This is a genomic window from Planomonospora parontospora (assembly GCA_014647935.1).
Lineage (GTDB): Bacteria > Actinomycetota > Actinomycetes > Streptosporangiales > Streptosporangiaceae > Planomonospora > Planomonospora parontospora.
On the sequence record BMQD01000001.1, the window covers coordinates 183,921 to 205,016 of the forward strand.

Here is a 21,096-nt window from a genome sequence, read left to right on the forward strand (position 1 = left end):
TCTTGTCCGCGGTCGGGGATTCCCGGGCCGCGAAGTGACACACTGTCGATCAGGAAGCGAGCAAGGAGCACCACGTGTCCATCGATCCGCCGGGTACCGGTTCCACTGTTCGGCGCATCATGCTCGGCGCGAGCCTGCGCCGGCTGCGGGAGGAGAAGGGGCTCACCCGGGAGGTGGCCGGATTCCACATCCGCGCCTCCGAGTCCAAGATCAGCCGCATGGAACTGGGACGCGTCGGCTTCAAGACGCGCGACGTGGAGGACCTGCTCACCCTGTACGGCGTGCTCGACGACGCGGAGCGGCGCAGCCTGCTGGAGATGGTCCGCGAGGCGAACACCCCCGGGTGGTGGCACAAGTACGGCGACCTGCTGCCGAACTGGTTCGCCACCTACGTGGGACTGGAGGAGGCGGCGAACGTGATCCGCACCTACGAGGTGCAGTTCGTGCCCGGTCTCCTGCAGACGTCGGCCTACGCGCGCACCGTGATCCGGCTGGGCCACCCGGACGTGCCGGACGCCGAGATCGAGCGCCGCGTGCACATGCGCATGCAGCGGCAGGAGCGCCTGACGAAGAAGGACGGACCCCGCCTGTGGGCCGTCATCGACGAGGCGGCGCTGAAACGGCCGATCGGAGGCCGGGAGGTCATGTGCGAGCAGCTCCGGCACCTGCTGGAGGTGGCCACCCTCCCCAACATCACCATCCAGGTGATGCCCTTCCGGTTCGGCATGCACGCGGCCGAGGGCGGCGCGTTCAGCATCCTGCGATTCCCCCAGTCCGACCTGTCGGACGTCGTCTATGTCGAGCAGCTCTGGGGTGCCCTCTACCTGGACAAACGTGAGGACATCGACCCCTACCTCACGGCCATGGAGCAGCTGTGCGTGGAGAGCACCACGCCCGGGGGCACCGCCGAGATCCTCGGCGACCTTCTCAGAGAGATGTAAATGGAGCAGACCTACAACGGCATGCCGGCCACGGACCTGGCCGGGGCCCGCTGGCGCAAGAGCCGCCACAGCAACTCGCAGGGCAACTGCGTCGAGCTCGCCGAACTGCCGGACGGCAGCGTCGCGGTCCGTAACTCCCGGTTCCCCGACGGTCCCGCCCTGATCTACACCCGTGACGAGATCCGCGCGCTGGTGCTCGGGGTCAAGGACGGGGAGTTCGACGGCCTGGTGGTGTAACGCCGTTTTTACCTCCGCGCGCGCAGGTTAACCTGCGCGCGCCGGTGGCGTAACAGGCGGAGCCGGCCGCCCGGGCAGAGTTCGAGCCACACCGAACCTGGGGGCTCGAGATGATCGACCAGATGACCCTGTATCCCGTGGCCGACGACGTGCTGCTCGCGCCGGGCGGCCGCGTCGTGATCCGCACCTACGGCGTCGCCCCGGCGGCCGGGCGGGACGGCGAGCGCACTCCGGTGGCCTACCGCACCTGGGTCACCGGGGTGCGCGACCAGCCGCGCTACTGGCACTGGGGCCGCTTCGAGGACGCCTGCCACGGCCACCGGCAGGTCGTGGAGTGGCTGACCGGCCGGGGACCGCTGCCCGCCGCCGCGGCGGCCTGAGCGGCGCGCCGTACGGCGGACGGTGCGCGTACCGCGTGTCTGCGCGGCGGGATCAGGGCCGACCCGGGCAGGAGACGAGCTCCTCGATCACCAGGCCAGCGCCGATCCCGAGCAGCCAGACGTCCTTGGCGATGGCGTTGCCATCCGGAGTCGGGCGCAGGCTGCCCTCCTGCCGCAGGCCGGGCGTCTTCAGGTAGAGGCCGAGCAGCCCTCCGGCGAAGGCCGTGAGCGCGGCTCCGGCCAGCATCGACGGCACCACCGGGATCAGCAGCGCCGCACCCAGGGCGATCTCGGCCCGGGAGAGCAGCCGGGTGAACTCCTCGGGGTCCATGTCCTCGAGGAACGGGTAGGTCCCCGCCGCCATCCCGTGGAGTCCCGCGGCGGTCTGCTTGTCGGCGTCCTGCTTGCCGAGCCCCGAGTTGAGGATGATCGCCCCGGCGGCGAACCGGGCGGGGAGCTGGTGTGCGCGAGCCAGGAACCTCATGAGTCCTCCCAGCGGTGGTCGGGCCTGAATCCCGATCCCTACCCCCGTCTCCCCGCCCCCCGACGGCCGGGCCGGTAGTGCTTTGTTAGATCAGTGGCGCCGCCGGCGGGACGGCGCCCCGGTCCGGCCGGGGCGTCAGACCGGGGCGTTCCAGGTGAGGAGCACCGGCCTGCCGTGCTCGAAACCGAGGCGGGAGTAGGTGCCGGTGTCCAGGCGCAGGAAGCGGCCGTCCTCGGGCGGCCGGCCGAGCCAGCGGGCGGCCAGGATCCGCAGGTAGTGGCCGTGGGCGACCAGCGCCACCGCGCCCTCCGCCCGGCGGGCGCGGGCGATGACCCGGTCGGCGCGGGCGCCGACCTGGGCGATGCTCTCACCCGGGTGCGCGTCGTCGCCGGGGATCACGCCGTCATGCCACAGGTACCAGTCGGGACGGGTCTCGCGGATCGACGCGGTGGTGATGCCCTCGTAGCCGCCGTAGTCCCACTCCCACATGTCCGGGTCGGTCTCGTAGCGCTCCAGCCCGGCGAGCTCGGCCGTCCGCCGCGCCCGCAGGGCGGGGCTGACCAGCACCAGGCCGAAACCCCCGCCGGCGACCAGCGGGGCGAGCGCCCGCGCCTGGTCCTCGCCCCTGGCGGTGAGGGGCATGTCGGTGCGCCCGGTGTGCCGCCTGTCCCGGCTCCACTCGGTCTCGCCGTGCCGCAGCAGAATCATCTCGTCCATCGTGGAATCATCATGCCGGTACGGCCCGCGCCCGCTCGCTGCCGCCCCCGGCGGAGTCCCCGCGCCCCGCCGACGCCCCGTGGATTCCGGAGATCCGTGGCAAGCTGGATTCGTGACGATATCTGTGGGTCTGGTCGGTGCGGGGCCATGGGCGGAGATGGTGCACGCGCCGACGCTGGCGGCCGGGCCGCACACGAAGCTGGCGGGGGTGTGGGCGCGCAGGCCCGAGGTGGCCGCCCGGTTCGGCGCCCCGGTCTTCGACCGGATCGAGGAGCTGTTCGACGTCTGCGAGGCGGTGGTCTTCTCGGTGCCGCCGGCCGTGCAGGCCGAGCTCGGGGTGCTCGCCGCGAAGGCGGGCAAGGCGCTGCTGCTGGAGAAGCCGCTCGCGGCCGACCTGGACGGGGCGCGGCGGCTGGCCGACGCGGTCGGCGAGGCGGGGGTGGCCTCGCAGATGTGCCTGACCTGGCGCTACTCGGCGGCCACCCGCGCGTTCCTGGCCCGGGTGTCGGCCGTCGAGCCGTTCGGCGGGTACGCCGCCAACGTCTCCGGGGCTCTGCTCGGCGGGCACTTCGCCACCCCTTGGCGGCTGGAGCGCGGTGCGGTCCTCGACGTCGGCCCGCACATGATCGACATGCTGGACGCCGCCCTCGGCACGGTCACCGGGGTGCGCGCGCACGGCAATCCGACGGGCTGGGTCGGCCTGCTGCTGGAGCACGAGACCGGCGCGGTCAGCGAGGCCTCGCTCTGCATGAGCGTGCCGGGACCGACCCCGCCCTCCCGGGTGGAGGTGTACGGCAGGCTCGGCAGCGAGTCCCTCGACGGCGACGCGCTCGGTGCCGACGCCTTCCCCACGATGGTCGCCGAGTTCGCCGAGACCGTGCGCCGCGGCGGGCACCCCCTCGACGCCGCGCACGGCCTGCGCCTCCAGGAGATCATCGCCGAGGCCGAGGCCCAGCTCGGCTGAGCCCGCCGGGCGCCGCCCGGGGCGCCCCGCCGCCGTGCCCCGGGTTGGTGCGCGCACCCCGCGGCGCGGGAGCACGTGGGAGGATTGATACCGTTCGTCCGACGCGCGGTGTGGAGCGAAGTCCGGTGCGAGTCCGGCGCTGTCCCGCAACTGTCATGGCCCCCGCAGGGCCGAGCCAGGTCGCCTCCCGCCGCGCCGACGCCGTCAACCCTCGTGGAAAGGGGTGATCCGTCGTGGTTCTCGCGGGTCCTCGTTTCCAGTAAGCGAAAGGACCTCCCGTGAGGCCCGTACGTACCGCCTTCGCGGGCGCCCTCCTGAGCGCGCTGGCCCTGGCCGGCTGCGGTCAGAGCCCGGCCCCCACCACCGCCGCCTCCTCCGCGGGGGCCGCCACCCCCGCCCCCTCCGCGAAGGGCTTCCCCGCCACGGTCGAGGCGGGCAACGGCTCCGTCACCATCACCGCCCGGCCCGAGCGGATCGTCTCCCTGTCGCCCACCGCGACCGAGACCCTGTTCGCCGTCGGCGCCGGCCCCCAGGTGGTCGCGGTGGACGACCAGTCCAACCACCCGGCCGAGGCGCCCAGGACGGACCTGTCCGGATTCAAGCCGAACGCCGAGGCGATCATCGCGCAGAAGCCCGACCTGGTCGTCCTCGCCACCGACACCGACGGCATCGTCGCCAAGCTCGGCAAGGTCGGCGTCCCGGTGCTGCTGGAGCCGGCCGCCGCCGAGCTCGACGAGGCCTACGACCAGATCACCGACCTCGGCGCGGCCACCGGCAACCAGGCCAAGGCCGAGGAGGTCGTGGCCGGGATGAAGAAGAAGATCGAAGAGGTCGTGGCGGCGGCGCCCAAGGACAAGAAGCTCACCTACTACCACGAGCTGGACACCACGCCCTACTCGGTGACCTCCACCACCTTCGTGGGCCAGGTCTACGCCCTGTTCGGCCTGACCAACATCGCCGACAAGGCCCCCGACCTGGCCGGCGGCTACCCCAAGCTCTCCGCGGAGTTCGTCGCCCAGGCCGACCCCGACCTGATCTTCCTCGCCGACACCAAGTGCTGCGGCCAGTCCGGGGAGACCCTGGCCAAGCGCCCCGGCTGGTCGAAGCTCTCCGCCGTCACCGGCGACCGGGTCATCGCCCTCGACGACGACGTCGCCTCCCGCTGGGGCCCGCGGGTCGCCGACCTCGCCCAGCAGGTCGGCGAGGCCGTGAGCAAGGCCGCGTCCGAGTAGGTGACCGGCTCCTCCCGGCTGAGGCCCGGCGCGCTCGCCCTCGCGCTCGGCGCCCTGCTCGCCAGCATGGTCGCCGGGCTGCTGGCCGGGGCCGCGGACATCGCCCCCGGCGGGGTCGTGCTGCAGCTGCTCGACTGGCTCCCGCTGGTCTCCGCCGACTCCGGGCTCGCCCCCGTCGAGCGGAACCTGCTGCTGGAGCTGCGGCTGCCCCGGGTCCTGCTCGGGGCGCTCGTCGGCGGCCTGCTCGCCGTCGCCGGAGCCGCCTACCAGGGCGTGTTCCGCAACCCGCTCGCCGACCCCTACCTGCTGGGCGCCGCGGCCGGGGCCGGGCTCACCACCACGGCGGCGATCGTGTTCCTGAAGGGGAACGGCGAGGCCCTCGTCATCCCGGTCGCGGCCTTCACCGGAGCCGTCGGCGGCGTCCTGCTCGCCTACGCCCTGGGCAACGTCGCGGGCCGGGGCGGCGGAACCGCCACCCTGGTCCTCGCCGGGGTCGCCGTCTCGTCCTTCCTGACCGCGGTCCAGACGTTCGTCCAGCAGCTCGGCGTCGACGAGCTGGAGCGCATCTACGCCTGGATCCTCGGCGACGTCGGCGGCGGCTGGGGGCAGATCACCCTGGCCGCCCCCTACGCGGCCGTCTCGGTGGGGGTCCTGCTGCTGCACGGGCGGCTGCTCGACGTGCTCTCGGTCGGCGACGACGAGGCCGCCAGCCTCGGCCTGCGCGCCGCCCGGGTACGGCTGGCCGTCCTGCTCGCCGCCTCCCTGGCCACCGCCGCGGCCGTCGCCGTCAGCGGGCTGATCGGCTTCGTCGGCATCGTCGTCCCGCACGTCGTGCGCCGCCTGGCCGGAGGCTCCTACCGGATCGTGCTCCCGCTCTCCCTGCTCGGCGGCGCTGCCTTCCTGGTCCTGGCCGACGTGCTCGCCCGGACCGTCCTGGCCCCGGCGGAACTGCCCATCGGCGTGGTCACCGCCTTCGTCGGCGCGCCGTTCTTCGTCGCCGTCCTGCGCATGACCAGGCAGGCGGGCGCATGAGCCGGATCCTGGCGCGCGACCTGGAGGTCGTCCTCGACGGCAGGACCGTGCTGGCCGGTGTCGGCCTGGTGGTGAGCCGCGGCGACTGGCTCGCCGTGATCGGCGCCAACGGCGCGGGCAAGTCCACCCTGCTCAAGGCCTTGGCCGGGGTGCTGCCCTGCTCGGGGGAGGTGCTCGTCGACGACGTCCCCGTCCGGCGGCTCAAGCCCCGGGAGCGGGCCCGGCTGATCGCCTACGCTCCCCAGTCCCCGGCCCTGCCGGCCGACATGACCGTGTTCGACTACGCCCTGCTGGGCCGCACGCCGTACATCCCCTATCTGGGCAGGGAGGGCCGCGCCGACCGCGAGGTGACGGCGTCGGTGCTGGAGCGGCTCGACCTGGAGCCGTTCGCCTCCCGGCGGCTCGGCCGGCTGTCCGGCGGCGAGCGCCAGCGGGTGGTGCTGGCCAGGGCGCTGGTCCAGCAGGCGCCGGTCCTGCTGCTCGACGAGCCCACCACCGCCCTCGACCTGGGCCACCAGCAGCAGGTCCTGGAGCTGGTGGACCGGCTCCGGCTGGCCGACGGGCTGACCGTGGTCACGACCCTGCACGACCTGAGCGTGGCCGGGCAGTACGCCGACACGATGACGCTGGTCTCCCGCGGTAGGGTGGCGGCCTCGGGAGCCCCCGCGGACGTGCTCACCGAGAAGCTGATCGACGAGCACTTCGGCGCCCGCGTCCGGATCGAGACCGGTCCCGGCGGCAGGCCCGGAGTCCACCTGGAGCGCCCCGATGACACCGAGCCCCCCGCATCCGGTCCCTGAACCGCTCCTCGCGCCGCGGCCCCCTGAGCCGGCCGGACCCGGTTCCGGTTCCGGACGGGACGGCGCCGGACCCGGGGCCCCGCGGAGGGGCGGGCCGGACGGCGCCCGAGCGGAGGCCGCGGGGCGGGGCCGCCTCGCGGGGGGCTCCTTCGAGCTGAGCCACCGCCGCGAGGACGGCGTCCGGCTGGCCTCGCTGCTGTGGCGGCCCGGTCCCGGCTGGCGGGCGATCTCCTCGGCCATGGTCGGCGGCGGCATCGGGCCGGCCGAGTGGGTGCTGAACGCCCAGGTGCCCGGCGGCTACGCGCGCATGGACCCGGTGGACCACCTGCGGGAGATGGCCCCGGCCGGGCCCGGCGTCGGCATGCTCACCGCCGCCGCGGTGGACCGCTTCACCCGGGCGGCCGACGGGGGAGCGGAGGCCGTGGCCACGGTGGGCCTGCGCGTCCCCACCTGGGCCGCCGCCCCCGAGGGGGTCCCCGACCCCGAGCTCGCCCCCCTGCACCGGCCGGGGACGATCAACATCATCGTCGCCGTACCAGTCCCGGTGAGCGACGCCGCCCTGGTCAACCTGGTCATGACGGTGACCGAGGCCAAGACCCAGGCCCTGGTCGAGGAGGGCTTCGGCTGCACCGGCACCGCCTCCGACGCGGTCTGCGTCGCCGCACCCGAGGCCGGACCCGGTGACGCTCCCGGGGAACTGTTCGGCGGCCCCCGCTCCGTCTGGGGCGCCCGCGCCGCCCGCGCCGTGCACCGGGCCGTACGGCAGGGCGCCCGCGACTGGGCAGGGCGTGACGGGACGCGCACATGAAGTGAGGAAAGGATGGGAAGTGGCATGTCGGCGAGGACGGGAATCCGCATACTGGGCCGGTGACGATGATGGCAACGACGGAGCCTGCGACGGAGCCGAAGGGCGAGCGGACGGTTCTCCAGGGGAAGCCGCCATTCACTGTCGATGACCTGCTGCAGTTCCCCGACGACGGGAACCGCTACCAAGATGCGGGCCAGTGCTCCGGCCTTCAGGCCGGGGTGAAGGCCCGTGCGGGAGTGTCCGCTAGGGCGCGAGCGTGCCCTGACCGGACTGCTCTCGCTGTCCGGCCCACCAGGCGTAGGAGACGATGACGGCGCGGGGTTCACCGTGGCGTTCCACGATGGTCGCTTCGCCGGTGAAGTGGGCGACGTCGATGCGGCGGCCCAGGGTGTCGCGGAGTTCTCGAACACTCATACGCTCAGTCATGGCACCAATGGTACTATCAGTACCGTGCAGCTTCGATACCAGTACCGCCTCTACCCGACGCCCGCCCAGCGCCAAGCGCTGGCGCGGGCGTTCGGATGCGCGCGGACGGTGTACAACGACGCCCTGCGCGCACGGCGGCAAGCCCACGCGAACGGCCTGCCGTACGTCTCCGATGGGGATCTGTCGAAGCGGGTCATCACCGCGGCGAAGCGGACGCCGGAACGCTCCTGGCTGGGCGAGGTCTCCGCCGTGGTGCTCCAGCAGGCGCTGGCCGACCTGAACACCGCTTACCGGAACTTCTTCGCTTCCCTGACGGGTAAGCGCAAGGGGCCGAAGGCCGTCCCGCCCCGGTACCGGTCCCGCAAGGACCGGCGGCAGGCCATCCGCTTCACCAAGAACGCCCGGTTCTCGGTCACGGCGGGCGGGAAGCTGCGCCTGCCGAAGATCGGCGACGTACCCGTGCGCTGGTCGCGGAATCTGCCTGCCGAACCGTCGTCGGTGACGGTCATCAAGGACGCGGCCGGACGATACTTCGCCTCCTTCGTGGCCGAGGCGCGCCGGGACTTCGCGCACAAGCTCTCCACGCGACTCATCCGCGAGAACCAAGCGGTGTACGTGGAGGACCTGTGCGTCAACGGCCTGGCCCGCACGAAGCTGGCCAAATCCGTGCACGATGCGGGCTGGTCGCAGTTCACGGCGATGCTCACCTACAAGGCCGCCCGCCACGGGCGGCACCTCGGAAAGATCGACCGGTGGTTCCCGTCATCCAAGATGTGCGGGTCCTGCGGGGTCGTCGCCGAGTCCCTGCCGCTGAACGTCCGATCGTGGTCCTGCCCGTGCGGGGCGGTCCACGACCGGGACGTCAACGCCGCGAGGAACATCCTGGCCGCCGGACGGGCGGACAGGTTAAACGCCTGTGGAGACCAGGTGAGACCGGGGTCTGCCCCGGCGCAGGTCGGTGAAGCAGGAAGCCTCAGAGGCGCCGCATGACGCGGCACGGGCTGAATCCCCGGCCTTCAGGCCGGGGAGCGCGTCAAGAGCTCTTCAACGGGAGCCTGCTGGTGAGTCCCTCGCCTGTCCCCCTGCACCAGTACGCGATCCTGCGCCTCGTGTGGATTCTCGAAAACGCCGCGCCGCCGGAGCTGCAGCCGTTGCAGGAGGTCAACCTCCGGGTGGGGCCCGTGACTTCTCCATCCCCGACCTCGTCGTGGTGCCGGCGGAGACCGTCGAGGCGAACGAGCTGATGTTCCGGCCGGAGGACGTCCTGCCGGCGGTCGAGGTGGTCGGCCCCAGCACCCAGGGGAGGGACCGGCACCTGAAGCGGTCCGCCTACGCCGCCGCGGGCATCCCCGTCTACTGGCGGATCGAGCTCGACGACGGGCCGTCCCTGCACGTCCACGAGCTCGCCGGTGACGAGTACAAGCCCGCCGAGAAGCACGAGGCGGGGGAGACCGCCACCCTGGTCGTCCCGTTCGAGGTCTCCTTCGACCCCGCCGCGCTGCTCCGCCGCCGCGGCTGACGGGAACCGGAGAACCGGGCCGACGGGAGCCGGAGAGCCGATCGTTTCCCGATCGATCCGTCATCGGTGCGGCGCTCTATTGACTTCCGGCGATAGGTTGCCACCCTGGTCATATCCCCTAGGGAGTGGTGATGCGGCGGCTCGGAACGGCTCTGGCACTCCTCGGCGGCCTGGCGCTCGCGGTCGCCGCGATGCCCGCTGCCCTGGCACACGAACACCCCAGCGGGATCACCGACCTGGTGACCCCCGCGGTGGTGCGCGTCGAGGCGACGGCGAAGGTGGACATCACCCTGCTCGACCACCTCGGCGAGCTGGTCCACGTCGAGCGGAGCTACGAGGTGCCGATCGGCAGCGGCACCGGAACCGTGGTCAACCCCGACGGCGCGGTCGTCACCCTGACCCGCGTGGTGGAGACCGGCAAGGACGTCGCGGTGTACGCCGCGAACCGCATCTTCGCCGAGCACCACAAGGTGAAGATCCCCGACGACTTCGAGCGGCACAAGCTCTCCGACGACAGGCTCGACCACCACCTGCAGGAGTGCTACCCGCCGAAGAGCTCCACGGCGACCTGCATCGCCGACGTCAGCACCGAGATCCGGATCTTCCCCAACATCGCCCCCGCCGACGCCGAGGGGTTCCGGGCCGAGATCGCCCGCGCCGGGGACGGGCCCGACAGCCCGGCGGTGCTGGTGCCGGTCGGGCGCGCCGACGGCGGGGCGGGCATGCCCACCGCGCCGCTGGCCGCCAAGGTGCCCGACAAGGAGGGCTCGCCGGTCGCGGTCGCCGGGTTCACCGGGCGGCCCGCGGCCGACCGGCCGGAGACCGTGGAGATCGCGCACCTGCAGGCCGGGGGTGCCGGGGACGGCGGGAGGCGGTTCAAGGACCCCGAGGGCAAGGCCGACGAGCCGGTGAAGCTGGGCGCCCTCGTCGACAAGGGGCTGCTCGGAGGCCCGGTGATCGAGGACAAGAAGGGCGAGGTCGTCGGGCTGCTCGTGGGCGGCGGCAAGGAGGCCCGGATGATCGGCGTCCGGGAGATCACCACGGCGCTGGCCGAGGCGAAGGTGCCCGCGCGGCGCGGCCCGATCGACGCCGCGTTCGAGCAGGCGCTGACCCGCTTCCACACCGAGTACTACGGTGACGCCGTCCCGGCCTTCCAGCGCGTCCTGGAGCTGTATCCCGGCCACGTCGTGGCCGCCGCGCACCTGAAGACCGCGCAGGCCAAGCGCGGCACCGCCGAGGACGAGGGCACCAAGCGGGCCGCCGCCGCGGACGAGGACGCGGGTGGCGGAGGAGTGCCGCTCTGGCCGTTCCTGGCCGGCGGCGGCGTGCTGGTGGCCGCGGTGGCCGCCGGGGCGCTGCTGCTGTGGCGGCGCGGGGCCGCGCAGGACCCGGACCCCGCGGAGGCCGGGACCGTCGAGACGGGCGTGCCGGTCCCCGAGCCGCCCGTCGCCATCCCGCGCCGGCCCCCGGTCGACGAGGGGGCCAACCCCACGGTGGTGGTCGGGCGCTCCTTCCCCGCCCTGCCGAAGATCGCACCCGGAGACCCGCCCACCGGTCCCGGCGGGCCGTCCGCGGCTCCGGGCGGGCCGTCCACCGGCCCCGGCAGACCCGTGCTGGTCGCCCGCGACCCCGGGCGACCGGAGGGGACCGCGCCGAACGGCGGCGACACCGCCGCGGGAGCCGCGGGAGCCGGAGCGGGGGCCGCCGGGACGAACCCGGGCGCGGCCGTCCAGAAGTACTGCACCGCCTGCGGGATGCGGCTGGGCCACGCCCACCGGTTCTGCGGCTTCTGCGGCCACCCGGCCGAGGCGTGACGGCGCCGGTGAACGAGAGAGCGCTCATCGGCCAGGAAGTGGCCGGCTACTACGTCGAGGACGTCATCGGCAAGGGCGGCATGGCCGTGGTCTACCTCGCGGTGGACTCGCGGCTCAACCGCCGGGTCGCGCTGAAGGTCCTCAACCCGCTGCTCGGCGAGGACGACCGGTTCCGCCAGCGCTTCATCCTGGAGTCGCGGACGGTCGCCAGCATCGACCACCCCAACATCATCCCGATCTACGAGGCGGACGCCGCGGCCGACGGCACCCTCTACATCGCGATGCGCTACGTCGACGGCCCCGACCTGCGCCGCCTGTTCTACGACCGGGGACCGCTCCCGGTCAGCCAGGTCAGCCGGATCTTCACGCAGGTCGCCGCCGCGCTGGACACCTCGCACGCGCACGACCTGATCCACCGTGACGTCAAGCCCGCCAACATCCTGATCGCCGGGCACACCGAGGGCGAGCACGTCTACCTCACCGACTTCGGCATCACCAAGCACCGCACCTCCATCTCCGGGCTGACCCAGACCGACCAGTTCATCGGCACCCCCCGCTACATGTCGCCCGAGCAGATCAACAAGGAGACCATCGACGGACGCTGCGACCAGTACGGCCTGGCCTGCGTGGTCTACGAGGCGCTGGCGGGACGGTTGCCGTTCCAGCGCGACAACGAGATCGCGCTGCTCTGGGCGCACCTGGCCGAGCCGCCGACGCCGCTCAGCACCCTCCGGCCCGAGCTGCCGCCGGAGGTCGACGGGGTGATGGCACGGGCGCTGGCCAAGGCGCCGGAGCAGCGCTACGACAGCTGCGCCGAGTTCGTCACCGCGCTGCGCGACGCGATCAGCGGCCAGTCCTACCAGCTGCAGCAGACCCGGCCGGCCGCCGGGCGCCCGGCAAGGCCGCGCGCCCGCGCCGGCGGGCGGCGCATCCTCCTCGGGGCCGGGGCGGCGATCGCCGCGGTCATCGCGCTGGTGGCGGTGCTCGCCGTGATCCTGCGGGGCGATGACGCGTGGGCCGCCTACCGGGGCTCGGCCGCGGTGCCGGTCGCGTTCGAGCACCCGGCCGGCTGGACGACGATCCAGCACGCGGACGTGTTCACGGTCTCCGCTCCCCGCGCCGAGGAGTTCCGGACCCTGTTCAGCACGCCGGTCACCGCCGACTGGGCGGCGGTCAACGAGATCATCAAGACCGACCCGGAGGAGGCCACCGGCGTCTACGCGCAGACGCTGGACACGCTCGACCCGCGCGGCGGCGCCCAGCAGCTCCAGGAGACGCTGCAGTCCTCGCTGCCCGGCACGGTGAGCGTCTTCTCCGAGGTGGTGCAGGTCCGGGTCGGCGGGCGGCCCGCCGTACGGCTGGAGGGGGCGATCGCCGACCCGCAGCAGGGCGGCCGGCTCGACTTCGTCGGCTACGCCGTGGAGCGGCCGGATGAACCCGCCCTGATGATCTACTTCTGCGCGTCGGGCCGCTGCGACGACACGCTGGCGGGCCGGCTCGTGCGGAGCGTGACCTTCCCGGAGTCATGAGGGCGGCCGAGGCCGGCGCCGGAGACTCAGCGACGCCGGCGGCAGGGAGGCGTCGGGCTCGGCGGCGCCGGCGGCCCGGAGGTCGCGTCTCAGCCGACCGCCGCGCCCGGCCGCACCACCCCGGACTCGTAGGCGAACACCACCGCCTGGGCGCGGTCGCGCAGGTGCAGCTTCATGAGCACCCGCGCCACGTGCGTCTTGACGGTCGCCTCGCCGACGAAGAGCTCCTTGGCGATCTCGGCGTTGGTCAGGCCACGGGCCAGGAACCGCAGCACCTCCAGCTCCCGCGGCGTCAGCTCGCCGAGCCGGGGCGGGGGCGCGGGCTCGTGGCGGCCGGCGAAGGAGGCGATGACCCGCGTGGTCACCGCCGGGTCCAGCAGGGCGTCACCGCCGACCACGACGCGGACGGCCTCGACGAGCTGCTCGGGCGGGGAGACCTTGAGCAGGAAGCCGCTGGTCCCCGCCCGCAGCGCGGCGTAGAGGTTCTCGTCGGTGTCGAAGGTGGTCAGCATGACGACCCGGGGCGGGTCCGGCTGGTCGAGCAGCTGCCGGGCCGCGGTGAGGCCGTCCATGCGGGGCATGGAGATGTCCATCAGGACGATGTCCGGCCGGGTGCGGCGGGCCACCGCGACGGCCTCCAGCCCGTCGGCGGCCTCCCCGACGACCTCCATGCCGGGCTCGCTCTCCACCACGAGCTTCAGGCCCGCGCGGACCATCGCCTGGTCGTCGGCGATCACGATGCGGATGACGTCACTCATACCAGGACCTCCAGGGAGAGCGGGAGCCGTGCATGGACCCGGAACCCGCCCTCGGCGCGCGGGCCGGCCTCGAACGTGCCGCCGAACAGGGTGGCGCGCTCGCGCATGCCGATGAGGCCGTTGCCGGTCGACAGCTCCGGAGCCGAGCCCGCACCGCCGGTGTCGAGGACCTCCACCTCCACGGAGTCGTCCAGGTAGGCGACGCGGACGGAGATCTCGGACTCGTCCGCGTGCTTGACCGCGTTGGTGAGCGCCTCCTGCGCGATGCGGTAGGCGGACAGGTCCAGACCCGGTGCGAGCCGTACGGGCTCGCCGGTGACGGACAGCGTGATGCGCAGGCCCGAGGAGGCGAGCGAGGCGACGGTGGTGGCGAGCATGTCCAGTCCCGGCTGCGGGATGGCCTCGTCCAGCGGCATGCGCAGCGCGCCGAGCATGACGCGCAGTTCCTCGACCGCCTCGCGGCCCGAGCGCTCGATGCCGAGCAGCGCGTCGGCGTCGCCGCCGCCCCTCCGGCGCAGCACCCCGGCCTGCATGACCATCATGCTCACGCTGTGCGCGACGACGTCGTGCAGCTCGCGGGCGATGCGGGTGCGCTCCTCGGCGACGGCCTCGGCGGCCCGGCGCTCCCGGTCGCGTTCCAGCCGTACGGCGTGCTCGGCCAGGCGGCGGGCCCGGGTGGCGTAGGCGTTGACCGCCAGGCCGGTGAGGTAGGCGGAGCCGAAGACGACGGTCAGGAAGATGACCTCCTCCGCCGGGAGCCACCGGTGGTCCACCGCGCCGGAGTCGAAGACGAGGACGCCGGTCACGGCCCAGGCCAGGCCGGGCCTGAACGGCAGTTCCGCGCCGACGGTGTGGAAGACGAGCAGCAGGGAGAACAGCTGCCAGACCTGGCAGTGCTCGTAGCCCTGCCGGTGCCAGGCGTACTGGACGAGGATCATCAGGATGAAGACCGCGACCGGGGCCTTGCGGCGGAACCAGACGAGCACGCCGGTGACGAGCGCCTGGCCGATCCACCACAGTTCGGGGGTCTCGGCCGCGCCGTACTCGGTCGCGACGGTGAACGCCTCGAGCGTGCCGAGGGCGATGATCGCGGCGCCGATCAGCAGATCGACTCTCGGCACCGTGCGGAGGTGCCGGGAGAGGGGGAGGGGAAGCGCCATGCGGGGAGACTAAACCCTCGCGTCGCTATTGCATATAGGACAAAACCCCTGCCCAAGTGGCTTGCAAGTGGGCCACAAGTCCCCCCGGAGGGGCCATCGGCCCTCCGGGGGGACGGTATCCCCGGTTCCGCCGGGATCCCGGCTCCCTCGGGGGCGGTGTGCCGCCCCTCACCGGTGTCCCGGCCCCACCGGGTCCCGGCCTCATCGGCGCCCCGCCTCCACCGGGAGCCGGCTCCACCGGTGAAGCGGCGGAGCCGGTGGGACTCAGGCCCCGACGCCCGCGGCCGGCGCGGACGCGACGGCGGTGGAGGCGGTGGGGTAGTAGGAGATCCACTCGTCGCGGCTCATCCGGAGCATCCTGACGCCGAGGGCGCCCAGCGCGGCCACCGGGATGCCCCAGAGCACGACGGTCGCCGGGCCGTACCCGACGAACATCGAGCCGCCGTAGCCGACCGCGAGGACGAGCGGGATCCACCAGTGGGCGAAGCCGGCCCGCCAGGCGCCGACGGCCAGGACCGGCATGCCGAAGATGGCGAAGAAGATCCACGGCATCTGGAAGCCGAAAATGACGCCGGGCAGGTTCACCATCTCGTCCATGATGCGGGTGGCCTCCTCGGGGCTGTGGTGCCGGCCGAGCCACCACTCCACCGGATCGGCCATCAGCAGGCCCGACAGGTTGATGTAGCCGAGGATGACGAGCGGGCCGGCGATGTGCCCGAACACCGCCGCGCGGCGGCGCATCACGTGCAGCAGGCCGAGGGCGGCCAGCGCCATCAGCAGGTACGCCCAGTGGTAGAGCACCGACTGGACCTGGGCGAGGACGGGGTCGTCGCCGAAGCTGACCGCCTCGCGCTCGTCGCCCCAGGTCCCGGGGTCGAGGATGACGGCGATCGCCTGGAGGAGCGGGGCGACGATCAGCAGCACGCCGGAGGCGACGCGCCTGAAGTCTGCGGAGTCCTTGAACACGGGGTTTCCCTGCCTGTGCGGAGTCACGGTGCGCAGGCGCCGGGGTGGACGCGGGTGCGGATCCCGCCGCCTCCGGTACGGATCCCGTGGGGAGCCGCCTGCGTGGAACTGTCGCCAGGAAGGTATTCCGCCGCCCGCCGCGGGGGCGTCCGCCGCGGGGCTGATCCGGCGTCCTCCTGGCGGGGTAAGAGGCGTCCCCCGGGGTCCCCTCCGGAGCCATGGCCTGAGCCCGCGATCCCCGATCCGTGATCCCTGGCCCCCGATCCGCAGCCCGTGGTCCGCAACCCGTGGTCCGTGGTCCGCGATCCCCGGTCCGTGCTCCCTGCTTCGCAGTCCTCGGTTCGCAATCCGCGATCCGGAGCGGGTCGGCGTCACTCCGCTGCCGCCTGTGCCCGGCCGGGGCTTCGGCGCCTGGACGGCGTCTCAGAATATGGACGACACTTCCGGCATCCGGTCGGAACTCCGGAGTCCGGCCGGTGCTCCGAGGATCACCGAAGATGAAGGTTTCCTTACCCGTGCCGGGGGTCTGAGCTGGTGTTCCGTGCTGGACGATGGTTCCCCGGCCCCTTCCTGCCGTCCATCGCCCGGGGATCCGGAAGTCCTGCCGGCGGGCAGGACGCGCGCATCTTCCAGGGTCGGTAAACGGCGTGTTACGGGCATCTCATAAGGTCTAGACCAAAGCTGTGAGATCCGACAATCAGGAAGACAAGTGATGTTGCACGAGAAACTGGCATCCATCTACGACAGCGTCCTGCGCCGGAACCCGGGGGAGACCGAGTTCCACCAGGCCGTCCGGGAAGTGCTGGAGAGCATCGGGCCGGTCCTCGGGAAGCATCCCGAATACGCCGAGTCGAAGATCATCGAGCGGATCTGCGAGCCCGAGCGGCAGATCATCTTCCGGGTGCCGTGGGAGGACGACCAGGGCGAGGTGCACATCAACCGGGGCTTCCGGGTCGAGTTCAACAGCGCGCTGGGCCCGTACAAGGGCGGTCTGCGCTTCCACCCCTCGGTCTACCTCGGCATCGTGAAGTTCCTCGGCTTCGAGCAGATCTTCAAGAACAGCCTCACCGGCCTGCCCATCGGCGGCGGCAAGGGCGGCTCGGACTTCGACCCCAAGGGCCGGTCCCAGCGCGAGATCATGCGCTTCTGCCAGAGCTTCATGACCGAGCTCTACCGCCACATCGGCGAGTACACCGACGTCCCCGCCGGTGACATCGGCGTCGGCGGGCGCGAGGTCGGCTACCTGTTCGGCCAGTACAAGCGCATCACCAACCGCTACGAGTCCGGCGTGATCACCGGCAAGGGCCTCAGCTACGGCGGCGCCCAGGTGCGCACCGAGGCCACCGGGTACGGCTGCGCGTTCTTCGTCGAGGAGATGCTCAAGGCCCGGGGCACGTCCTTCGACGGCAAGCGCGTCGTGGTCTCCGGCTCCGGCAACGTCGCGATCTACACGACCGAGAAGGTCCAGCAGCTCGGCGGCACCGTCATCGCCTGCTCCGACTCCTCCGGCTACGTCGTCGACGAGAAGGGCATCGACCTCGACCTGCTCAAGCAGGTCAAGGAGGTCGAGCGGCTGCGCGTGGACGTCTACGCCAAGCGCCGCGGCGGCGAAGCCAGGTTCGTGGCGGGCCGGAGCATCTGGGAGGTGCCGTGCGAGGTGGCGATGCCGTCCGCCACCCAGAACGAGCTCACCGGCCGCGACGCCGAGACGCTGGTGCGCAACGGCTGCGTCGCGGTCGGCGAGGGCGCCAACATGCCCACCATGCCGGAGGGCATCCGGGTCTTCCGGGAGGCCGGCGTGGCCTTCGGCCTGGGCAAGGCCGCCAACGCGGGCGGCGTGGCCACCAGCGCGCTGGAGATGCAGCAGAACGCCAGCCGTGACTCGTGGAGCTTCGAGTTCTCCGAGCGCCGCCTCCAGGAGATCATGCGCGACATCCACGCCCGCTGCCTGAAGACGGCCGACGAGTACGGCATGCCGGGCGACTACGTGGCCGGCGCCAACATCGACGGTTTCAAGCGGGTCGCCGACGCCATGCTCTCCCTCGGCCTGATCTGACCTCCTCCGGCCCGCCGGGCGGCGGCGCGTCAGTCGCCGACGGCGCGGCGGAGGCCGGTGAGGGAGGCGGCCAGCAGCCGGGCGCGGCCGGTGGACTCGGCGTAGTCGGCCAGCACCGCGCACAGGCACACCGCGAGCACGCGCGCCGCCAGCTCGCGCCCGGGACCGACGGGCCGCCCGTAGGCCGAGAGCAGAGCCGTACGGGCGGCCCCGTCGAAACCGGCGTAGGCGAGTGAGAGGTCGACCGCCGGGTCGGCCCGGCACAGGTCGCCCCAGTCGATGACGCCGGTCGCCCGCCCGTCCGGGCCGACCAGCAGGTGCCGCAGGTGCAGGTCGCCGTGGGAGACGACCGCGGGGCCGGGAGGCGGGCCCGCCTTCTCGCCGTCGGCGAGGAGCCGGTCGACGGCCGGGTCCGGGGTCCACACGCCGCGCCGCACCAGCCGGCCCAGCCGCTCCCGGGCCATCGGCGCCCGGACGCCCGGGTCGCCCCGGCGCATCGGGTCGACGGGCAGGCCGCCGCCCGCCGCGACGGCCAGCTCCGGATCGTGCAGGGCGCGCAGGAACGCGCCAAGGCCGGCGGCGGCCCGCACCCGCCCGTCGGCGGAGAGCTCCGCTTCGGCCAGTTCCTCGCCGGGGATCAGCTCCGCGCCCCAGAACGGCCACGGATAGGCGCCGGACGGCCGCCCGACCCGGGCCGGCACCGGCAGGGCCAGCGGCAGCCGTTCCGCCAGGGCGGGCAGCGTCGCGATCTCCCGCTCGACACCGGGCAGCGCGACGGCCCGGCGCGGGAACCGGAACGCCCAGCGCTCGCCGACGAGGTGGACGGTGTTGTCCCAACCGGTGGCCAGCAGCCGGACCGGCGCCCCGCGCAGGTCGGGGAACTGCGCGCCGACCAGCGCCGCCGCGTCGCCCTCCCGGACGTCCTGCTCGGCCGCCCACTCCGGCGCCGCGCCCGTCACCGACGCCCCCGCCGGGCCGCCGCCCGCCCCGGATGTGCTCCCCGGACCACTGATCGCCATGGCCGTCACGCTATCGGGTGGCGGGGCGCCGCCGCCCCCTCGGCCGCGGCCGAGGGGGCGGCGGGGGAGGCCGCTTGTCCGTGATCCGGGAGCGCTCACGGGCCGGAGGGGGCGATGGCCGGCGGATCTCCGGGCGCCGAAGATGTCCTGCGCCCGCTGGAGCCGGCCGTCGGAGCGCTCTTCTCCGTGAGAAGTGGCCGGGACCGTCCGCGCGGCTCCTCAGAGCACCTCCGCGAACTCCCTCGGCAGCTGGGAGAGCACGTCGTCGAGCTCTCCGGGCGCGGTGGCCAGGCGCAGCGCGGAGAAGACCGAGTGCACGTCCTCCCTGATCTCGGAGACGTCCGCTCCCGAGCGTTCGCTGACCCGCCGGACGAATTCGTCGAGCCCGAAGTCGTCGGGGGTCTCGCGGTCCGAGAGCAGCAGGTCCTGCATCGACTCGGGCAGCTGGGACGCCAGGTCGTCGGCCTCCTCGGGGGTCAGGCGCTCGGCCAGTGTCTCCAGCGTGGCCTGGGTCAGGATCTCCGCCTGGTCCTGGGTGAGCCCTGACTCGTTGCACACCACTCTGATGAATTCGCCCTCGTTCATGGCGTTTCCTCCCCTCCTATCCGGTTCGGAGGCGTGCCCGGTCCCCACGGCGCCAAACGATCCTTGACCAAGCCGTGAACCGGCCGCCGCCCGTCCGGCGTCCGGGCCCCGCGCATCCGCCTCCGCGCCCCGGCGTGCGGGCTCCACGTGTCCGGGCTCCGCGGGTCCGGCCCCCGCGCCCCGGTGCCCGGTCGCTATGGAACGGCGGCTGACAGGAAGGGGCTCGGGTCGCCGGTGTAGGAGACGTACAGGCGGTCGCGGGCCCGGGTGCAGGCGACGAAGAGCAGGCTGCGCTCCCGCTGCAGGTCCAGCGCGCGGGTGACCGGGTCCTCGTCCTCGGCGGTCAGCACGGACGGGTGCGGGACCAGCCCGGCCGAGGCGCCGATGACCGCGACGCAGCGGAACTCCAGGCCCTTGGCCTTGTGCATCAGGCCGACCTGCACGGTGTCGCGCTCGTCGCCGCCGCCCAGGAACGCCGTGGGCACGCCCGCGGCGGTCAGCGTCTCCCGCGCCGCCCTGGCCATGCCGAAGAACCGGGTGATCACGGCGATCGCGGAGGGCTCCACGCCGGAGTCCAGCCAGACGCGGACCTGGCCGGCCAGCGCGGCCATCTCGGTGGCGGCGTCGGCGGCCCGCAGCACCGCCGGCCGGTCGCCCCGGACGGGGGAGCGGTAGCCCTCCAGGTCGTCGTCGGCCCCGTCCAGGCCCGCCGCGGACGTGCCGCCCAGGATCGGCACGGCCCAGTCGAGGATCTCCTGCGTGGTCCGGTAGCTGATCCGCACCCGGTGGCTGCGCCCCCGCACCTCGATGCCCAGCGACGACAGCGAGACCCGGTGGTCGTGGATCCGCTGGTGCGGGTCGCCGGTCAGGAACAGGTCGTCGGGACCGGGCGCCACCGCCGCGCGCAGCAGCCGCCACTGCGCCGGGTGCAGGTCCTGCGCCTCGTCGACCACCACGTGCCGGTACGGCGGCGCCGCCCGTTCCCGCAGCAGCCGGGCGGCCTCGTCGGCCAGTTGCAGGTAGGTCCAGCGCCCCGCCGCCCGGAGCCGGCCGGTCTCCTCGGCGATCACCCGCCAGACGGCCGCCCGGCGGCCGCGGGGCAGCCGGGTCCCCCGGCCGGGACGCGCGCAGGCGAGGTACGCCTCCTCGTCGCGGATGTCCTGCGCCAGGACGACCTGCTCCCACTCGCGCAGCAGGAAGCCTCCGCCGTACGGCAGGCCGGAGCGCCGCGCGGCCGCGTCCCAGGCCCGTTCGAGGTCGGGCCGGGAGACCGTCTGCGGGTAGAGGCCGAGCGCGCCGCGGACGGTGCGCATGGCCAGCCGGTCGATCCCGGAGACCTCGACGCGCCGGTAGGCCCGCTCGTCGCCGACGAGCAGGGCGAGCTGGCGGTCGAGCGCCTCGGCGAGGTTGCGGGCGTAGGTGGTCAGCAGCACCGTCCCGCCGGGACCGTGCGCGGCGAGCCGGTGCGCGAGGTGGGCGGCCCGGTGCAGGGCGATGGTCGTCTTGCCGGTCCCGGGACCGCCCGAGACCTGGGCCGGGCCGGAGTACGACCCGCGGTAGGCGATCCGGTGCTGCTCGGGGTGGAGGAAGGTCCGCCAGACCACGAACGGGCGGGAGCGCGCGTCACCCAGCTCGTCCGGTCCGGCCGCGGCGGAGGTGCTCACGCGCG

General features: G+C 73.4%; 22 protein-coding genes. 13 read left to right on the forward strand and 9 right to left on the reverse strand.

The window, feature by feature from the left end; genetic code table 11:
• Positions 1 to 74 precede the first annotated feature (74 nt).
• From IEZ07_RS00820 to IEZ07_RS00830, 3 genes are all read left to right on the forward strand, one after another.
• Positions 75 to 941 carry a Sco1979 family transcriptional regulator gene (locus IEZ07_RS00820; protein ID WP_191893023.1) on the forward strand — a complete coding sequence of 289 codons (867 nt, stop codon included), beginning with the start codon at positions 75 to 77 and terminating at the stop codon, positions 939 to 941.
• Entirely contained in the window at positions 942 to 1,178 is a 237-nt protein-coding gene (locus IEZ07_RS00825; RefSeq protein WP_191893024.1) for a DUF397 domain-containing protein, read from the forward strand.
• Positions 1,179 to 1,300: 122 nt separating this feature from the next.
• Positions 1,301 to 1,558: a hypothetical protein gene (locus IEZ07_RS00830; protein ID WP_230880827.1), complete on the forward strand. Its 258-nt coding sequence runs from the start codon at positions 1,301 to 1,303 to the stop codon at positions 1,556 to 1,558.
• A gap of 52 nt (positions 1,559 to 1,610) precedes the next feature.
• Here the strand turns inward: IEZ07_RS00830 and IEZ07_RS00835 are convergent, their stop codons facing one another.
• Both IEZ07_RS00835 and IEZ07_RS00840 read right to left on the reverse strand, forming a co-directional pair.
• The gene (locus IEZ07_RS00835) at positions 1,611 to 2,042 is read right to left on the reverse strand and encodes a hypothetical protein (RefSeq protein ID WP_191893025.1); all 432 of its coding nucleotides are present in this window, start codon (positions 2,040 to 2,042) and stop codon (positions 1,611 to 1,613) included.
• 135 nt (positions 2,043 to 2,177) lie between these two features.
• Complete coding sequence (locus IEZ07_RS00840; protein WP_068896751.1) at positions 2,178 to 2,759, reverse strand: histidine phosphatase family protein; 582 nt, start codon at positions 2,757 to 2,759, stop codon at positions 2,178 to 2,180.
• A 112-nt stretch (positions 2,760 to 2,871) separates the two neighbouring features.
• On the opposite strand from IEZ07_RS00840, the gene IEZ07_RS00845 reads away from it, so the two are divergent.
• The 5 genes from IEZ07_RS00845 to IEZ07_RS00865 all read left to right on the forward strand — a co-directional run bounded on the left by IEZ07_RS00845 (position 2,872) and on the right by IEZ07_RS00865 (position 7,595).
• Positions 2,872 to 3,723, forward strand: a complete 852-nt coding sequence (locus IEZ07_RS00845) for a Gfo/Idh/MocA family protein (RefSeq protein WP_191893026.1) — start codon at positions 2,872 to 2,874, stop codon at positions 3,721 to 3,723.
• Between the two features lie 278 nt (positions 3,724 to 4,001).
• The gene (locus IEZ07_RS00850; protein ID WP_068896749.1) at positions 4,002 to 4,955 is read left to right on the forward strand and encodes an ABC transporter substrate-binding protein; all 954 of its coding nucleotides are present in this window, start codon (positions 4,002 to 4,004) and stop codon (positions 4,953 to 4,955) included.
• Positions 4,956 to 5,987 carry a FecCD family ABC transporter permease gene (locus IEZ07_RS00855; RefSeq protein WP_068896748.1) on the forward strand — a complete coding sequence of 344 codons (1,032 nt, stop codon included), beginning with the start codon at positions 4,956 to 4,958 and terminating at the stop codon, positions 5,985 to 5,987. It abuts the gene before it with no gap.
• Entirely contained in the window at positions 5,984 to 6,787 is an 804-nt protein-coding gene (locus tag IEZ07_RS00860; protein ID WP_068896747.1) for an ABC transporter ATP-binding protein, read from the forward strand. Before IEZ07_RS00855 ends, IEZ07_RS00860 begins: the two co-directional genes overlap by 4 nt.
• The gene (locus IEZ07_RS00865) at positions 6,756 to 7,595 is read left to right on the forward strand and encodes an adenosylcobinamide amidohydrolase (protein WP_239319239.1); all 840 of its coding nucleotides are present in this window, start codon (positions 6,756 to 6,758) and stop codon (positions 7,593 to 7,595) included. Before IEZ07_RS00860 ends, IEZ07_RS00865 begins: the two co-directional genes overlap by 32 nt.
• Before the next feature lie 243 nt (positions 7,596 to 7,838).
• Here the strand turns inward: IEZ07_RS00865 and IEZ07_RS00870 are convergent, their stop codons facing one another.
• Positions 7,839 to 8,021 (reverse strand): type II toxin-antitoxin system Phd/YefM family antitoxin, encoded by a 183-nt coding sequence (locus tag IEZ07_RS00870; RefSeq protein WP_191893027.1) that lies wholly within the window; start codon positions 8,019 to 8,021, stop codon positions 7,839 to 7,841.
• Positions 8,022 to 8,045: 24 nt separating this feature from the next.
• On the opposite strand from IEZ07_RS00870, the gene IEZ07_RS00875 reads away from it, so the two are divergent.
• The 4 genes from IEZ07_RS00875 to IEZ07_RS00890 all read left to right on the forward strand — a co-directional run bounded on the left by IEZ07_RS00875 (position 8,046) and on the right by IEZ07_RS00890 (position 12,883).
• Positions 8,046 to 9,011, forward strand: a complete 966-nt coding sequence (locus IEZ07_RS00875) for an RNA-guided endonuclease InsQ/TnpB family protein (RefSeq protein WP_191893028.1) — start codon at positions 8,046 to 8,048, stop codon at positions 9,009 to 9,011.
• A 121-nt stretch (positions 9,012 to 9,132) separates the two neighbouring features.
• Positions 9,133 to 9,540, forward strand: coding sequence for a Uma2 family endonuclease (locus tag IEZ07_RS00880; RefSeq protein WP_275413734.1), 408 nt, complete (start codon positions 9,133 to 9,135; stop codon positions 9,538 to 9,540).
• A 131-nt stretch (positions 9,541 to 9,671) separates the two neighbouring features.
• On the forward strand, positions 9,672 to 11,354 hold the full coding sequence (locus IEZ07_RS00885) for a tetratricopeptide repeat protein (RefSeq protein WP_191893030.1): 1,683 nt from the start codon (positions 9,672 to 9,674) through the stop codon (positions 11,352 to 11,354).
• Between the two features lie 8 nt (positions 11,355 to 11,362).
• Positions 11,363 to 12,883, forward strand: coding sequence for a serine/threonine-protein kinase (locus tag IEZ07_RS00890; RefSeq protein WP_239319241.1), 1,521 nt, complete (start codon positions 11,363 to 11,365; stop codon positions 12,881 to 12,883).
• Positions 12,884 to 12,972: 89 nt separating this feature from the next.
• On the opposite strand, the gene IEZ07_RS00895 is transcribed toward IEZ07_RS00890, so the two are convergent.
• The 3 genes from IEZ07_RS00895 to IEZ07_RS00905 all read right to left on the reverse strand — a co-directional run bounded on the left by IEZ07_RS00895 (position 12,973) and on the right by IEZ07_RS00905 (position 15,767).
• Positions 12,973 to 13,641: a response regulator gene (locus IEZ07_RS00895; RefSeq protein ID WP_068894356.1), complete on the reverse strand. Its 669-nt coding sequence runs from the start codon at positions 13,639 to 13,641 to the stop codon at positions 12,973 to 12,975.
• The gene (locus IEZ07_RS00900) at positions 13,638 to 14,801 is read right to left on the reverse strand and encodes a sensor histidine kinase (protein ID WP_191893032.1); all 1,164 of its coding nucleotides are present in this window, start codon (positions 14,799 to 14,801) and stop codon (positions 13,638 to 13,640) included. The genes IEZ07_RS00895 and IEZ07_RS00900 overlap by 4 nt, the downstream gene beginning before the upstream one ends.
• Positions 14,802 to 15,065: 264 nt before the next feature.
• Complete coding sequence (locus IEZ07_RS00905; protein WP_191893033.1) at positions 15,066 to 15,767, reverse strand: hypothetical protein; 702 nt, start codon at positions 15,765 to 15,767, stop codon at positions 15,066 to 15,068.
• A 712-nt stretch (positions 15,768 to 16,479) separates the two neighbouring features.
• Between IEZ07_RS00905 and gdhA the strand changes: the two genes are divergently transcribed.
• Positions 16,480 to 17,823 (forward strand): NADP-specific glutamate dehydrogenase, encoded by a 1,344-nt coding sequence (gene gdhA, locus IEZ07_RS00910; RefSeq protein WP_191893034.1) that lies wholly within the window; start codon positions 16,480 to 16,482, stop codon positions 17,821 to 17,823.
• A gap of 29 nt (positions 17,824 to 17,852) precedes the next feature.
• Here gdhA and IEZ07_RS00915 read toward each other — a convergent pair whose 3' ends face one another.
• The 3 genes from IEZ07_RS00915 to IEZ07_RS00925 form a co-directional block, all read right to left on the reverse strand.
• A complete protein-coding gene (locus tag IEZ07_RS00915; protein ID WP_191893035.1) occupies positions 17,853 to 18,842 on the reverse strand; it encodes a phosphotransferase in 990 nt (329 codons plus the stop codon).
• Between the two features lie 219 nt (positions 18,843 to 19,061).
• Positions 19,062 to 19,427 (reverse strand): DUF2267 domain-containing protein, encoded by a 366-nt coding sequence (locus IEZ07_RS00920; RefSeq protein WP_191893036.1) that lies wholly within the window; start codon positions 19,425 to 19,427, stop codon positions 19,062 to 19,064.
• A gap of 194 nt (positions 19,428 to 19,621) precedes the next feature.
• On the reverse strand, positions 19,622 to 21,091 hold the full coding sequence (locus IEZ07_RS00925) for a UvrD-helicase domain-containing protein (protein WP_191893037.1): 1,470 nt from the start codon (positions 21,089 to 21,091) through the stop codon (positions 19,622 to 19,624).
• Positions 21,092 to 21,096 lie beyond the last annotated feature (5 nt).